The sequence below is a fragment of the Mesorhizobium sp. M0854 genome, assembly GCF_040319815.1.
GTDB lineage: Bacteria > Pseudomonadota > Alphaproteobacteria > Rhizobiales > Rhizobiaceae > Mesorhizobium.
The window spans coordinates 41855-57087 of the sequence record NZ_JAMYOL010000003.1 but is presented as its reverse complement, the minus strand read 5'-3'; the positions used below and the strand labels follow the sequence as shown (position 1 = coordinate 57087).

The following is a 15233-nucleotide window of genomic DNA, read 5'->3' as shown; positions in this document are numbered from 1 at the left end:
CTGCGTTATAATCAGCGTTGCAACAGGATGCCTCACCATGAACACGACCATTCGCAAGATCGGCAATTCCGAAGGCGTGATCCTGCCGAGGGAACTTCTCGATCGTCTGAACCTGAAGGCCGGCGACCAGCTTCAAATCGTTGAAACAGGTGACGGTTTTGCGCTGAGGCCGGTGGACGACAGCTTCGAGCGGCAAATGAAAGCTGCCCGCGAGGTCATGGACAAATACAAGGTCGCGCTTCAGAAGCTCGCCGAATGAGCTGGGAGTTTCTGACGCGGCGTGCAGTCGAAGCCATGCACGCGGAGCAGTTGCGCCGACACGGCGGAGCACAAGGCTTGAGGGATGAAAATGCCCTCGAATCGGCGCTCGCTCGCGCCGAAAACAAGGCCAACTACGGAGACCCGTCGGTTGAGGAACTCGCAGCCGCCTATGTCTTCGGCATTGCCAGAAATCATGCCTTTGTCGACGGCAACAAACGCACGGCCATTGTCGCGGCCGGCGCATTTCTGATTGTGAATGGTTATGCCCTGTCGGCCAATGACGGCATGCTTTACGAATTCGTCATCGGCGTCGCCGCCGGCGAAATCGACGAGGCCGGCGCCGCGGCGTTCTTCCGCGATCATGTCGTCAAGCTCGAAGACTAACTGTCGGAGAGCTTGACGATCTCCCATTCCTTACCGTTGACCACGGCAACTTCGCCGACCTTCTTGCCGAACAGCGCCATCGCCATCGGCGACATATGGGAAATTGTCCCCTTGGCGGGATTGGCTTCGTCCTCGCCGACGATCTTCCAGTGCACCTTCTTGCCGTCGTCGCTTTCCAGGGTGACACCCATGCCGAAGCGAACCATGTCGCTGCCCGGTTCCGGCACCGAAAGCTCGGCGCTTTCGCGCCGCGCCGTCCAGTAGCGGAGATCACGCGACACCAGCGCGATGCGCTCGCGGTCGGCCCTCTTCTCGGCTCTGCCCAGTTCGTCGCGCAGAGCGGCCACCTCGGCATCGATCAGCGCCATGCCGCGTTCCGTGACCAGATTGCGGTGATGGCTGATCGGCCGCTCGCCGATGCCGGCAATGGCGTTTTCGCTGTCTTCCTCGCGGGTGAAGGCCCTGCTCATCCGACGAACTTAGGCCCGGCGCGACGACTCCACAAGCCATTGCTGAAGAAGAGGATGGTGACGGAAATCTGGGTTCAATACCCGACGTTTAACAGCCGCTTGGGGTCCGGCTGCGCAATTAGATAGCGGAGCCCCTTGGTTCCGACGTCGCCTCGCTCAACGATATTGAAGCCGAGCCGGCCGAGATCCGCTGCGATTTTGTCCAAATCGACGTAACCATGCCGGTGGAGCCGAAAGGTGCTCTTCCGGCGCGGCGGTTTTGCAAAATCGACGATAAGCACGCGACCGCCCGCCTTCAGGACGCGGAAGGCTTCTCTGCCGAAATCCTCGCGGCCCTTCTTTGGAAGATGGTGGAACATCAGCGTGCTGAGGACGACATCAAATTCCCCATCCTTGAAAGGCAGTTCCTGAGCGGTGGCGGTCGAGAACCCGACTTGTAGCCCGGCTCGCCGGGCCTTTGCCGTCGCGCGCGCAACCATTTCGGCGGAGGCGTCGACGCCGTGCACACGCCCCTCCGGCCCCACCTTCTGTCTGGCAAGGAGCGCGGTGGTGCCGGTGCCGCACCCGACATCCAGGACCACTTCTCCCGGTTTCAGCTTCGCAAAGCTTAATATCCTTTCGCGAAAAGCACGTTCGCGACCGAAGGTCAGAAGCCACGCCAGCATATCGTACAGGGCGGCGGAATGAAGCGTGATGCCGACATGCGGCGCCTTCTCCTCGCTGGCGGCCGGTCTGCGGGCCTTGGCGGACAGCCGCCCGTGAGCGCTTTGCCATATCAATAAGCTCGCGACTACGACGAGTGCACCAGCATGAAGCAGGAGGACGGGAACTCCCAAGGAAAAGACCGCATTTGCCTGTCCCAACGAGAAAAATGCCGCGAGCACCACGGCCACTTTGACGAGCGCGACTAGCGCATGCCCTCCAACTATTGTTCCGAAAAGACGTTGGTGCATTGCTTTATCTCCGGCCAGCCGGGCATCGCGCTGGGCCTTCCGCAAGAGCATATGATACTGGACAGTGTGTCCAGTATCAGTTTTACTGGCCACATCGCACCGACGCGCCCAATACTGGACGATTTGGTGTCCTTTGGCCGGAAAAGGATGTTGCCGATGCCAGCCGGACCGATCGACCGTCGGGTCGCCAGGACCCGCAGCCGACTGCAGCAGGCGCTTTTCAGACTGACCGCCGAGAAGGGATATACGGCGATCACGGTCGAGGACATCTGCAGGGAAGCCGATGTCGGCCGCTCGACTTTCTACACACACTATCCCGACAAGGACTACTTGAGGAAAGCAACGATCGACGACCATCTGAAGACCTTGCAGGCACACGGTGCCGAACGCCATTCGCAGCGGAACGCCAAGGGCTTTTCCTTCAGCGGTCCGGTGTTCGAGCATGCTCATGCCACGCGGGAGATGCACCGTGCGCTGATGGGCGGGAAAAAGCGCGAAATGCCAGAAGAGATCCGCGGCTGGATAAGCAGGCAGGTTCGCCATGAGTTGGCGAATATCCAAGGTGATGAAGGCGGAGTCAGACTTGAGATCGCCACACGCTTCATCGTTGGCGCGTTCTTTGAAGTGATGCACTGGTGGCTTGAGAGGGATACGAAGCTGTCTCCCGCGGAGATCGACCAGATATTCCTGCAACTTGCCTTCAACGGGGCGGTGATCGCTGAGCCAACGAGGATCGAATAGGGGCCAAGCGTCAGATTTTCACCACGAATTCGACCGGGCTAGTCTGGCACGAATCCTGCGGCGTGAGCGTTGGACGCAAGGGATCTGTGCCGATGTTGAACAGAAGAACGCTGCTTGCGCAGACCACCGGCTTTGCCATCATGGGGCTTTCGCTTGGCAAGGCAGCGGGGAAGAACCTGCCCGGCATTGAGAAAGCCGCGATGCGTGGCGCGATCAACGCGACCGAGCTCGGCGTCCGGCCCGGTGCGCTTGACGATCAGAGCAAGGCTTTCACCAAGCTGCTGCGCGACGCGCACGACCGCGACATGCCGGTGTTCCTGCCGCCGGGGATCTATATCGTTTCCAACCTGTCGCTGCCCGGCCGGGTGCGCCTGTCCGGCGTGCCGGGCGCATCGCGGATCGTCTATGGCGGCAATGGCCATCTCATCATGGCCGAACGGGCCGAGCATATCGAACTCAGCGGGCTGGTGTTCGATGGCAGCAACCGCTGGATGGGCGACTACACGCAAGGCCTGCTCGATCTGCGCCGCATCGCCCATCTGGTCGTCGACAACTGCCAGATGACCGGCAGCGGCAAGAACGGTCTGGCGCTCGAACACGCCTGGGGCCGCATCCAGCGCTCGGAGATATCCGGTGCGGCCGATGCCGGCATCTATTCGGTCGAGGCCGATGGCCTGGAAATATCAGGCAATAGCGTCTCCGACTGCGCCAATGGCGGCATCCTCGTGCACCGCTGGCAGGCAGCGGAAGACGGCACCATCGTCAGCGGCAACCGGATCGAACGCATCCAGGCGCGCGGCGGCGGAACCGGCCAGAACGGCAACGGTATCAACGCCTTCCGCGCCGGCAACGTCATCATCTCCGGCAATATTGTTTCGGATTGCGCGTTCTCGGCGATCCGCGCCAACAGTTCCAGCAATTTGCAGATCACCGGCAACACCTGCTCGCGTTCGGGCGAGACGGCCGTGTATTCCGAATTCTCGTTCGAAGGCGCCGTCATCGGCAATAACATCGTCGATGGTGCTGCGAACGGTATTTCGATCGTCAACTTCAACGAAGGCGGCCGCATGGGCGTCTGCTCCGGCAACATCGTCCGCAATCTGTCGACCAGCGGCCCCTACCCTGCCGACGCGCCCGGCTTCGGCGACGGCATTAGCGTCGAGGCCGACACCATCGTTTCCGGCAACGTCATCGAGAATGCGCCGCTCTACGGCATGCAGATCGGCTGGGGACCGTTCATGCGCAATGTGGTCGCCACGGGAAACATCGTCCGCAAGGCCGGAACCGGCATCGCCGTCAGCGTGGTTGAAGGTGCCGGAACGGCAATCATATCCGACAATGTCATCGACGGAGTCCAGAACCGCGCGATCGTCGGCCAATGCTGGGCCGAGCGAGTGACCGGTGACCTCGCCGCATCAGGCAATGCCGGCTACGCGCATCTGACCGTCGAGCGCAACCACGTCAGTTGAGGGTGGCCGTCGGCCGGAGCGCACCGACTTTGGCACCGATCCGGCTCTCGATAGGCGGATTTGCCTGTTCGGTCAGTTTCGCAGCGAGCGCCTGGTCGGCGTGCAGCAGCTTAGCCAGCACGGCCGCGACCATCACTTCAGCGGCGCGGCCGGCGCCATCGTCGCACTTCAGCGCGATGCCAAGGCCAAGCTCCGGAAGGGTTGCACAAAAAACACCTTCGGCGCCTCCCTTGACGAAAATCCGGCCCGGCGCGGCCTCCATCATCGCGACATCGGACCTGCCCGTGCCGGCGACGAAAAACGGCTCGGCCATGCAGGCGGAAAGCAGCCGCTTCGCCGCCCGGGCGCGCATCGGCTCGAACCCGGCACCTGTCGCCATGCGGGCAAAGCCAAGGGCAAAGCTGCGCAGGGGCACGGCATAGGTCGGAATCGAGCAGCCGTCGGTGCCGCGGTGATCGGCGTCATGGGCAGCACCGGTCACCGCCTGCATCGCTTCGCGCACCATCTCCTGCGAGGCGTGGCCAGCCTTGACGTAACCACGATGGGCGATGCCGCTGTGAACGCAGGTGCAGAGAAAGCCCGAGTGCTTGCCGGAACAATTGTTGTGCAGCGCGTTCGGCACGCTGCCGGCGCGGGCAAGTGCCAGGGTCGCTCCATGGCTCGAAGGCCAATGCGCGCCGCATTCGAGTGCCGTCTCGTCCAAGCCGGCCTTCGCCAGCATGGCGCGCGCCAGCTCGACATGTGGCGGCTCGCCGGAATGCGAGGCGCAGGCCAGCGCCAGCTCCCGATCACCGAAGCCGTAGGCATCGGCAGCGCCGCTCTCGACCAGCGGCAGCGCCTGGATCGCCTTGACCGCCGAACGCGGGAACACCGGTTGTGCCGTGTCGCCGATCTCCCAGACAGGCTTGCCGTCGGCGTCGAAGACGGCAACAGCGCCGCGATGAGCACTCTCGACGATTGGGCCGCGCAAGACTTCGACCAGAACCGGATTTGCCATGTCACCTCCCGCGAATGCGGGCGGGTTTATCTGATCCGGTCGAGAATGGAAACGTAGTTGGCGACCGCGGCACCGCCCATGTTGAAGATGCCGCCGAGTTTTGCTCCCGGCACCTGGATGCCGCCCGCCTCGCCGACAAGCTGCATGGCGCTCAGCACATGCATCGATACGCCGGTGGCACCGATCGGGTGGCCCTTGGCCTTCAGTCCACCGGACGGATTGACCGGCAGCCTTCCATTTTTCGCCGTCTCGCCATCCAGGGCCAGCTTGGCGCCCTCGCCCGGCTTTGCCAGGCCCATCGCCTCATACTCGATCAGTTCGGCGATGGTGAAACAGTCATGCGTCTCGACGAAGGACAGGTCGCCGAGCGTCACGCCCGCCTGCTTCAGCGCCTGGTTCCAGGCCTGCTCGCAGCCTTCGAAGGCGAGAATGTCGCGCTTCGACATCGGCAGGAAATCCTGCACATGCTCATTGGCGCGGAAGGCGACGGCGCGGCGCATCTTCAGCGCCGTGGCCGTGTCGGCAAGGACAAGCGCGGCGGCACCGTCCGACACCAGCGAGCAGTCTGTGCGCTTCAGCGGACCGGCGACGAAGGGGTTTTTTTCGCTTTCCTGCCGGCAGAACTCGTAGCCGAAATCCTTGCGCATTTGCGCGTAGGGATTGTCGACGCCGTTCTTGTGGTTCTTGGCGGCGATCATCGCCAGCGCATCCGACTGGTCGCCGTAGCGCTGGAAATAGGCTTGGGCGATCTTGCCGAAGACGCCGGCGAAGCCTGCCGGCGTGTTGCCGTCCTCCGGCAGATACGAGGCCTTGAGCAGGTTCTTGCCGATCTCGGGACCGGGCGTCGTCGTCATCTGCTCGGCGCCGACCACCAGCACGATACGGGCGGCATTGGCGTCGATGGCGCGGATGCCTTGCCTGACCGCCGCCGAGCCGGTGGCGCAGGCGTTCTCGACGCGGGTCGCCGGCTTGAAGCGCAGCCGGTCGTCGGCCTGGAGGACCAGGCTCGCGGTGAAATCCTGGGCGGAAAACCCGGCGTTGAAGTGGCCGAGCACGATCTCGTCGACGTCATCCGGACCGATGCCGGCATGATCGAGCGCCTCGACTGCCACCTTGGTGATCAGGCCCTCCAGCGTCTCGCCTTCGAGCTTGCCGAAGCGCGAATGCGCCCAACCGACGATGCATGCTGTCATGGCGATCTCCATCCTGTGGACCCGGGCTACGCGATACTGCGCGCGCATCAGCATTGTTCAAGCATGAACCGTTCCGCCGGCCTCGCGAAGGGGCCAGAACCGCACAATCGCTTGATCTTGATCATCTGGTCATGGTGCCTGGCTTTTGCCAGCAAATCAGGGTGGATTTTTGTTGATTGATGCGTCAATAAAAAATAATCTTGCCCCAACAGGCCGGAGCAAGAATGCCGAAACTCGGAATGGAGCCGTTGCGCCGCAGGGCGCTAATCGATGCAACGATCTCGGCGATCGGCGAGCGCGGTTCGCTTGATGTGACGATGTCGGAAATCGCCGGGCGCGCCGGCGTGTCCTCGGCGCTTGCCCACCATTATTTCGGCGCCAAAGACGAATTGCTGTTGGCGACGATGCGGCACATCCTGAGCGAGCTAACCGCCGATACGCGCCGTGCACTTCGCGCGGCCGGCACGGCGCGCCAGCGCGTCTCGGCGGTGGTCGCGGTCAATTTTTCCGACATCCAGTTCCAGCCCGAAACGATCGCCGCCTGGCTCGCCTTCTATGTCGAGGCGCAGAAATCGGCAGCACTTCGACGGCTGCTCAAAGTCTATGCGCGGCGGCTGCATTCCAATCTGCTCAGCGGGCTGACCGGCATCCTGCCGAGAAGCGAGGCCGATCGGGTCGCCGAAGCGACGGCGGCGCTGATCGACGGGCTCTATATCAGGCGCGCGCTGAAGGACGGTGTTCCCGATGCCGCGACCGCGATTGCACTGGTCGAGGACTATCTCGAAACGAAGCTCAGCGGACGGCAGAAGCAGTGACATCCAAGCGACCCAACATCCTGATCGTCATGGTCGATCAGCTCAACGGAACGCTGTTTCCGGATGGGCCGGCGGACTTCCTGCAGGCGCCGCATCTGAAGGCGCTCGCCGCGCGTTCGGCGCGTTTTTGCAACAATTACACGGCCTCGCCGCTCTGCGCGCCGGGCCGCGCCGCATTCATGAGCGGCCAGTTGCCGTCACGCACCGGGGTCTATGACAACGCCGCCGAATTCGCGTCTTCGATCCCGACCTTCGCCCATCATCTGCGTGCCGCAGGTTATCACACCTGCCTCTCCGGCAAGATGCATTTCGTCGGGCCGGACCAGTTGCACGGTTTCGAGGAGCGGCTGACCACCGACATCTATCCGGCCGATTTCGGCTGGACACCCGACTATCGCAAACCCGGCGAGCGCATCGACTGGTGGTATCACAATCTCGGCTCCGTCAGCGGCGCCGGTACTGCCGAGATCACCAACCAGCTGGAATATGACGACGAGGTCGCCTTCCATGCGGTGCAGAAGCTCTATGATTTTGCCCGCGTCTCCGACGATGCCGCACATCGGCCCTGGTGCTTGACGGCTTCCTTCACCCATCCGCACGATCCTTACGTCGCACGGCGGCAATACTGGGACCTCTACGAGGACTGCCCGGCGCTCGAGCCTGAGGTCGGCTTTATTCCTTACGAAAGGCAGGATCCGCATTCGCGGCGGCTCTACCGCGCCAGCGACTATGACAGCTTTGACATCACAGCGGAGCAGATCCGCCGCGCGCGCCGTGGCTATTTCGCCAACATCTCATATCTCGACGACAAGCTCGGCGAGCTGCTGTCGGTGCTCGAGCGCACGCGCATGCTCGACGACACGATCATCCTGTTCTGCTCGGATCACGGCGACATGCTCGGCGAGCGCGGCCTGTGGTTCAAGATGTGCTTCTTCGAAGGTTCGGCGCGGGTGCCGCTGATGATCGCCGGCAAAGGCATCGCCGCCGGGCTGATCGACACGCCGGTCTCCAACCTCGACGTGACGCCGACGCTTTGCGACCTCGCCGGCATCGACATCAGCGCGATTGCGCCGTGGACCGACGGCCAGTCGCTGCTGCCGCTGCTGAATGGAAAGAAGCGCTCCGCGCCGGTGCTGATGGAATATGCCGCCGAAGGCTCGAACGCGCCGATGGTGGCGCTGCGCGAGGGCCGTTACAAATTCATCCATTGCGAGATCGATCCGCCGCAACTGTTTGATCTTGAATCGGATCCGCTGGAATCGACCAACCTCGCCGCCGATCCGGCCAATGCGGCTTTGGTGACCGCTTTCTCCGACAAGGTGCGGGCGCGCTGGGACATGGCGGCGTTCGATGCAGCGGTGCGTGCCAGCCAGGCACGCCGCTGGGTGGTCTACCCGGCGCTGCGCAACGGCACCCATTATCCCTGGGAATTCCAGCCGCTGCAGAAGGCATCGGAGCGCTACATGCGCAACCACATGAACCTCGACCTTCTCGAAGAGCAGAAGCGCTTTCCGCGAGGCGAATGATGGCAGATAGTCTCGTCCCCTCGCTCGACCATCTCAGGCAGGCCTATGCCGTCACCTCCAAGGCGACGCAGGTCACGCCGCTCCTGGAATCGGCGGCACTTGCCCGCGAGACCGGCGCCGCCCGCATCTTCGTCAAGGCCGAATCGCTGCAATGGGCAGGATCGTTCAAGGTGCGCGGCGCCTACTGGCGGCTGAAGAAGCTCTCGCCTGACGAAACCAAAAAGGGCGTCGTCGCCTACTCCTCCGGCAATTTTGCGCAGGGGCTAGCGGCGGCTGGCCAAGCGCTTGGCATTCCCGTCACCATCGTCATGCCGATCGACGCGCCGGCCGCCAAACGCGATGCCACGTCGGGGTATGGCGCGCGTGTCGTGCTAACCGACCATGGCGAGCGAGCGCGTGAGGAAGTCGCCGCCGCCAGAGCGCGTGAGATCGCCGCGAGCGATGGCTTGGCGCTGCTGCACCCGTTCGACGATCCGGAGATCGTCGCCGGCCAGGCCGGCGCCGGACTGGAGGCACTCGACCAGCTCGCCGCCAGGCAAGTGGAGGCCGATCTCTTGTTCTGTTCGGTCGGCGGTGGCGGGCTGATAGGTGGCGTTTCGCTGGCCTTCCACTATCTGTCGCCCGCCACGGAGATCATCGGCGTCGAGCCGGAAGGTTTTGACGGCATGGGCTCGTCGCTCGCGCATGGCGCCATCGAAACCATGCCGATCGGACCGAGATCGATCTGCGACGGGCTGATGTCGCGGCGGCCCGGCGACGCACCGTTCGCAGCGGTGACGACCGCCGGTGTTCGCGGCGTCACTGTCGATGATGCGTCGGTGCGGCGCGCCATGCGCATTGCCTTCGAGCGGATGAAGCTGGTGCTTGAGCCATCCGGCGCTGCCTCGCTGGCGGCGGTGCTCGGCGGCAAGGTCGACATAGCCGGCAAGACCGTTCTGGTGATGGCAACCGGCGGCAACGTCTCGCTGGCCGATTTCATTGCGCATATGAACCACGGGCGCGCATGAACCATGCTTGAAGCGGATTTCGTCATCATCGGCTCCGGCTCGGCCGGCTCGGCCATGGCCTACCGGCTGTCGGAGGACGGCAAGCATTCGGTGATCGTCATCGAATATGGCGGCAGCGATATCGGGCCGCTGATCCAGATGCCGTCGGCGCTGTCGATCCCGCTCAATATGAGCCTTTACGACTGGGGCTTCGCCAGCGAGCCGGAGCCGCATCTCGGCGGCCGCGTGCTGGCGACGCCGCGCGGCAAGGTCATCGGAGGCTCATCCTCGATCAACGGCATGGTCTATGTGCGCGGCCATGCCCGCGACTTCGACCATTGGGCCGAACAGGGCGCGACCGGCTGGGGCTTTGCCGATGTGCTCCCGTACTTCAAGCGCATGGAGGACAGCAATGGCGGCGAGAATGGCTGGCGCGGCCACGGCGGCCCGCTGACTGTGCAGCGCGGCTCGAGGACGAACCCACTCTACGGCGCCTTCGTCGAGGCAGGCCGTCAGGCCGGTTTCGAGCTGACCGACGACTATAACGGCGCGAAGCAGGAAGGCTTTGGGCCGATGGAGCAGACCATCCGCGGCGGCCGTCGCTGGTCGGCCGCGAGCGCCTATCTGAGGCCGGCGCTGAGGCGGAAAAATGTCAGCCTGGTCAAGGGTTTCGCCCGGCGGGTAATCATCGAGAATCAACGCGCCACCGGCGTCGAGATCGAAGTGCGCAAACGGATTCAGGTGGTCAGAGCGCGGCGCGAGGTGATCGTTGCCGCGTCCTCGATCAACTCGCCCAAGATCCTGATGCTGTCCGGCATCGGCCCCGGCCAGCACCTTAGGGAGAACGGCATCCCGGTGATCGCCGACCGGCCCGGAGTCGGCCGCAATCTGCAGGACCATATGGAACTTTACATCCAGCAGGAATCGACAAAGCCGATCACGCTGAACTCCGTCTTGAACCCGTTCTCGAAGGCGCTGATCGGGGCACAATGGCTGTTCTTCAAGTCCGGCCTCGGCGCCACCAATCATTTCGAGGCGGCCGCCTTCGTGCGCTCGCGCGCCGGCGTCGACTATCCCGATATCCAGTATCATTTCATCCCGGCCGCGGTCCGCTATGACGGCAAGGCGGCGGCCAAGGCGCACGGCTTCCAGGCGCATGTCGGGCCGATGCGGTCGAAGTCGCGCGGTTCGGTCACGCTGCGCTCGCCCGATCCCAAATCGAACCCGGTGATCCGCTTCAACTACATGTCGCATCCGGACGACTGGACGGAGTTCCGCCACTGCATCCGGCTGACCCGCGAGATCTTCGGGCAAGCGGCCTTCGATCCGTACCGAGGCAAGGAACTGTCGCCGGGCTCGCATGTACAATCGGATGAAGAGCTCGACGCCTTCATCCGCGACCACGCCGAAAGCGCCTACCACCCTTGCGGCACCTGCAGGATGGGCCGTGCCGATGATGCGATGAGCGTCGTCGATCCGGAATGCCGCGTCATTGGCGTCGAAGGGCTTCGGGTCGCCGATTCCTCGATCTTTCCACGCGTCACCAACGGCAATCTCAACGCGCCGTCGATCATGACCGGCGAGAAGGCCGCCGACCACATTCTCGGGCGTACGCCGCTGCCACCGTCCAACCAGGAACCATGGATCAATCCGCGCTGGCAGGTGTCGGACAGATAGGCCATGATCCGGCGGACGCATATTCCGCATGCCGCGACAAGACGATTTGGAGAACAGTCATGCGCGCCCAGCCATCGGCATCGCATTATGTCAACGGCCGCTATATCGACGACGAGCGCGGCGCAGCGCTGCCGGTTATCTATCCGGCAACCGGCGAGACCATCGCCATGCTGCGCTCGGCGACGCCGAACGTGCTGGAGCTCGCGATCGAGGCGGCGCGTGCAGCACAACCGGCCTGGGCGCGGCTGAAGCCGGTCGAACGCGGCCGCATCCTGCGCCGCGCCGCCGACATCTTGCGCGCGCGCAATGCCGATCTGGCGCGCATCGAGACGCTGGATACCGGTAAGCCGATCCAGGAGACGCTGGTTGCGGACGCCCCGTCGGCGGCCGACTGCCTGGAATATTTCGGCGGCGCCGTCGCCGCCTTTAATGGCGAGGCCGTGGATCTCGGCGGACCCTTTGCCTATACCAGGCGCGAGGCGCTCGGCGTTTGCGTAGGCATCGGCGCCTGGAACTATCCGATCCAGATCGCCGGCTGGAAATCCGCACCCGCCCTCGCCATGGGCAATGCGATGGTTTTCAAACCATCGGAAAACACGCCGCTTTCAGCGCTAGCGCTCGCCGAAATCTATACCGAGGCCGGGCTGCCCGACGGGCTGTTCAACGTCGTGCAGGGTTTTGGCGATATCGGAGCCGGCCTTGTCGGCCATGATGTCGTCGCCAAGGTCTCGGTGACCGGCTCGGTGCCAACCGGCCGCAAAGTGCTGTCGCTCGCCGGCTCAAAGATGAAGCACGCAACGATGGAGCTCGGCGGCAAGTCGCCGCTGATCGTCTTCGAAGACGCCAACCTCGAAAACGCCATCGGCGGCGCGATGCTCGGCAATTTCTATTCGACCGGCCAGATCTGCTCCAACGGCACGCGGGTCTTCGTGCAGAGTAGCATCCATGACCGTTTCGTCGAGAGGCTGACCGAACGGACGAAGAAAATCCGCATCGGCGATCCGCTCGATCCGGACACGCAGATGGGGCCGCTGGTCTCGAAGGCGCAGCACGACAAGGTGGTCTCTTACATCGAGGCCGGCAAGCAGGATGGCGCGGTGCTCGCCTGCGGCGGCAACGTGCCTTCGCTGCAGGGTTTTCAGGGCGGCTTCTTCGTCGAGCCGACGGTGTTCACCGGTGTCACCGACACGATGCGCATCGCCCGCGAGGAGATTTTCGGGCCGGTTATGAGCGTGCTGAAATTCGACAGCGAGGACGAGGTGATCGATCGCGCCAACGACACCGAATTCGGCCTCGCCGCAGGCGTGTTCACGCGAGACCTAGCGCGCGCCCATCGTGTCATTGCCGAACTGCAGGCCGGCACCTGCTGGATCAACGCCTACAATCTGACGCCGGTCGAAATCCCCTTCGGCGGCTTCAAGCAATCCGGCATCGGCCGCGAGAATTCGCTCGCGGCACTGGCGCTCTATTCGCAGCTGAAGTCGGTCTATGTCGAGACCGGGGATGTCGCCAGCCCGTACTGATCCTTGGGCGCCGTGCCGTCCAGATACTGCGTCAGCGCGCAGACGAGATGATAGAAGATGCTGGCCGGCACCTCGCTCGCCAAGGAGCGGCCACGCTCGTCGATGCGGTCGATCCACAGGCCGAGCGGTGCCGGATTGATGTGCCAGCGGAACAGCCGGCCGACCCGTGCCTCGATCTCCGGCTTCAGGTCGGGACCGCCCGAACCGTCCAGCGCGATCGCCGCCTTGATCGCTTCGGCCTGCGGCCAGCTGCGCGAGACGCGGTCGAGCGGCAGTCCTTGCCGCGAGACGGCGCCGTAGGCGAGGCCCGTGGCGCGGTTCAGGCCATTGGCGATCGCCGACGCGTAGAGCTTCCGGGCAAGGCCGGTCAAGCCGCTCTGGCCGCTGCGGCCGGCGAAGTCGACCAGCAGCGAGGCCCATTCGAAATGATGGCCGGGTTCGGTCCACGTGCCCTTCTCACCAGGGGTCGGCCGCCATTCATGGTCGAAATACTCACCCAGCGTCCAGCTTTCCGGGTCGAAGAAATGGCTGCGAAACAGATCGACGATGCGCGCGGCGCGACGAAGATGGGCGCGCTCGCCGGTCGCCTGATGCCAGGCCAGGAATGCCTCGAGCAGATGCATGTGCGGGTTGGAGCGGCGCTCGCCCTCGCCGCTCGAGGTCTCGCGGAAGCCGGTCAGGCGTTCGTCCTCGAGATGCGCGTCGATGAACGCAAAGGTCTCCTGGCCAAGCCGCAACGCATCGGGATTGCCGCACATATGGGCATGCGCCAGCGCCAGGAGCACGCAGGAATGGTCATAGGCATCCTCGGCGGCGTCGGCGACGGTGCCGTCGACGTTGAGCGTGCGTACCCAGCCGCCATTGTCGGTACGTCCGTGCCTGGCCATGAATTCGAGGCCGTGGCTGATCAGCCGATCGGCCGGGCCGTTCCAGCCGCGCGCCTTGGCGACGGCGAAGGCGTAGATCTGCCTGGCCTGCGTGCGCATGCGCTTGGGTTTCATCAGAGGGGCGGCATCGAAGCCGAGCGCCTCGTGGAACCCGCCGTGGCGCTCATCGACGCCGACCGTCGACCACAACGGCACCGTCTCCTCGAACAGCCAATGGTGCACGCGGCGCTGCCAGGCGCCGCTTTCGATGACGCGGTCGTCGGCGGGCGTGAACCTGGTCTCAAGGCGGCCGCTTTTTTCGAGCTGCTCGACGATCTTCTTGACGTTCTGGCTGTGGCTGACCGGTGCGACGAAAGTGGCGTCGGCGGTCGACACGATGGCGACGTCCTTCAGGCCTATGGCCGACAGCAGGCGGCCGTCGCTGCGGATATAAGAGTTCTCGCAATCGATGGCGACGACATCGCCGACGATGACATTGCCCTGCGTGTCGGAGGGGCCGACGTCGAGCAGCGATTGCCAGGAGCCGAGATCGTTCCAGCGAAAGCCGGCCGGCACCATGGCGATGCCGCTGGCGCGCTCCATGATCGCATAGTCGATCGATGTCGATGGGATGGCGGCATAGAGATCCAGAGGCATGTAGAGGCCGGAAAGATCCGATGTCGCAGCCTGGTAGGCAGCCTCTGTGGCGCTCCAGATGTCGGGCTGGAAGGCCATGAACGCGTCGCGCATGGCACTTGCGCGAAACAGGAAGATGCCGGTGTTCCAGTAGAAATTGCCAGCCTTGAGATAGCTCTGCGCCGTGGCGAGATCGGGTTTTTCGACGAAACGCGAGACATCGCAGATGCCATCGCGCTCGCCGGCCACCTCGATGTAGCCGTAACCGGTCTCGGGTTGGGCGGGCTTGATGCCGAACACAACCAGCCTGCCTTGGCGCGCGGCCGCCGTGCCGGCCTCGATGCTCCGCCAGAATTGCTGTGGCGTCGCGATCTCATGATCGGACGGCACCACCAGCACCAGGCTGTCGCCGAATTCCGACAGCGTGCGCAGGCTTGCCAAGGCGACGGCCGCGGCGGTGTTGCGTCCGGTCGGCTCGAACAGCGGGCCGCCGCCGGAAAGCTCGTGACCGGCAATGTCGGCATGAACGCGGTCGGCATGCCTTTCCGAGGCAATCAGAAAAACCGGCGTTTCGCCTTCCAGCCGCGCGGTCAGCCGGCGCAGCGTCTTGGCCAGCATTGAGCCGTCGCCGGAGAAATCATGGAACTGCTTGGGATTGTCCTCGCGCGACAACGGCCACAGCCGCGAGCCGACGCCGCCGCTCATCACAAAACTGACGATCCGTTCGGTCATGAAA

At 63.9% G+C, this 15233-nt stretch carries 14 protein-coding genes; 9 read left to right on the top strand and 5 right to left on the bottom strand.

Going from position 1 to position 15233, the window contains the following annotated elements:
- The first annotated feature begins 37 nt into the window (after positions 1-37).
- Positions 38-259 (top strand): AbrB/MazE/SpoVT family DNA-binding domain-containing protein, encoded by a 222-nt coding sequence (locus tag NKH99_RS05955; protein ID WP_352470978.1) that lies wholly within the window; start codon positions 38-40, stop codon positions 257-259.
- A complete protein-coding gene (locus NKH99_RS05950) occupies positions 256-645 on the top strand; it encodes a type II toxin-antitoxin system death-on-curing family toxin (RefSeq protein ID WP_352771663.1) in 390 nt (129 codons plus the stop codon). The genes NKH99_RS05955 and NKH99_RS05950 overlap by 4 nt, the downstream gene beginning before the upstream one ends.
- On the opposite strand, the gene NKH99_RS05945 is transcribed toward NKH99_RS05950, so the two are convergent.
- Together NKH99_RS05945 and NKH99_RS05940 are read right to left on the bottom strand one after the other, a co-directional pair.
- A complete protein-coding gene (locus NKH99_RS05945) occupies positions 642-1115 on the bottom strand; it encodes a GreA/GreB family elongation factor (protein ID WP_353013201.1) in 474 nt (157 codons plus the stop codon). The genes NKH99_RS05950 and NKH99_RS05945 overlap by 4 nt on opposite strands.
- Positions 1116-1189: 74 nt before the next feature.
- Complete coding sequence (locus NKH99_RS05940) at positions 1190-2008, bottom strand: class I SAM-dependent methyltransferase (protein ID WP_352778053.1); 819 nt, start codon at positions 2006-2008, stop codon at positions 1190-1192.
- A gap of 21 nt (positions 2009-2029) precedes the next feature.
- Here NKH99_RS05940 and NKH99_RS05935 point away from each other — a divergent pair, with 21 nt between their 5' ends.
- A complete protein-coding gene (locus tag NKH99_RS05935; protein WP_353013198.1) occupies positions 2030-2809 on the top strand; it encodes a TetR/AcrR family transcriptional regulator in 780 nt (259 codons plus the stop codon).
- A 92-nt stretch (positions 2810-2901) separates the two neighbouring features.
- On the top strand, positions 2902-4278 hold the full coding sequence (locus NKH99_RS05930) for a TIGR03808 family TAT-translocated repetitive protein (protein ID WP_353013197.1): 1377 nt from the start codon (positions 2902-2904) through the stop codon (positions 4276-4278).
- Here NKH99_RS05930 and NKH99_RS05925 read toward each other — a convergent pair.
- A complete protein-coding gene (locus tag NKH99_RS05925) occupies positions 4271-5275 on the bottom strand; it encodes an asparaginase (protein WP_353013195.1) in 1005 nt (334 codons plus the stop codon). The two genes, NKH99_RS05930 and NKH99_RS05925, sit on opposite strands and share 8 nt — an antisense overlap.
- Positions 5276-5301: 26 nt before the next feature.
- Positions 5302-6468 carry an acetyl-CoA acetyltransferase gene (locus tag NKH99_RS05920; protein ID WP_352540731.1) on the bottom strand — a complete coding sequence of 389 codons (1167 nt, stop codon included), beginning with the start codon at positions 6466-6468 and terminating at the stop codon, positions 5302-5304.
- 224 nt (positions 6469-6692) lie between these two features.
- Between NKH99_RS05920 and betI the strand changes: the two genes are divergently transcribed.
- Genes betI through betB form a run of 5 tightly spaced genes read left to right on the top strand, consistent with a single transcriptional unit; the run spans position 6693 to position 12995 of the window.
- Positions 6693-7283, top strand: a complete 591-nt coding sequence (gene betI / locus NKH99_RS05915; RefSeq protein WP_352721237.1) for a choline-binding transcriptional repressor BetI — start codon at positions 6693-6695, stop codon at positions 7281-7283.
- Complete coding sequence (gene betC / locus NKH99_RS05910; RefSeq protein WP_353013192.1) at positions 7280-8809, top strand: choline-sulfatase; 1530 nt, start codon at positions 7280-7282, stop codon at positions 8807-8809. The genes betI and betC overlap by 4 nt, the downstream gene beginning before the upstream one ends.
- On the top strand, positions 8809-9816 hold the full coding sequence (locus NKH99_RS05905) for a pyridoxal-phosphate dependent enzyme (protein WP_502900002.1): 1008 nt from the start codon (positions 8809-8811) through the stop codon (positions 9814-9816). The genes betC and NKH99_RS05905 overlap by 1 nt, the downstream gene beginning before the upstream one ends.
- Before the next feature lie 3 nt (positions 9817-9819).
- Positions 9820-11472 carry a choline dehydrogenase gene (betA, locus tag NKH99_RS05900; RefSeq protein ID WP_353013188.1) on the top strand — a complete coding sequence of 551 codons (1653 nt, stop codon included), beginning with the start codon at positions 9820-9822 and terminating at the stop codon, positions 11470-11472.
- A 59-nt stretch (positions 11473-11531) separates the two neighbouring features.
- Entirely contained in the window at positions 11532-12995 is a 1464-nt protein-coding gene (gene betB / locus NKH99_RS05895) for a betaine-aldehyde dehydrogenase (protein WP_353013186.1), read from the top strand.
- Here betB and NKH99_RS05890 read toward each other — a convergent pair.
- A complete protein-coding gene (locus NKH99_RS05890) occupies positions 12959-15229 on the bottom strand; it encodes an AGE family epimerase/isomerase (RefSeq protein ID WP_352821473.1) in 2271 nt (756 codons plus the stop codon). The genes betB and NKH99_RS05890 overlap by 37 nt on opposite strands.
- Positions 15230-15233 lie beyond the last annotated feature (4 nt).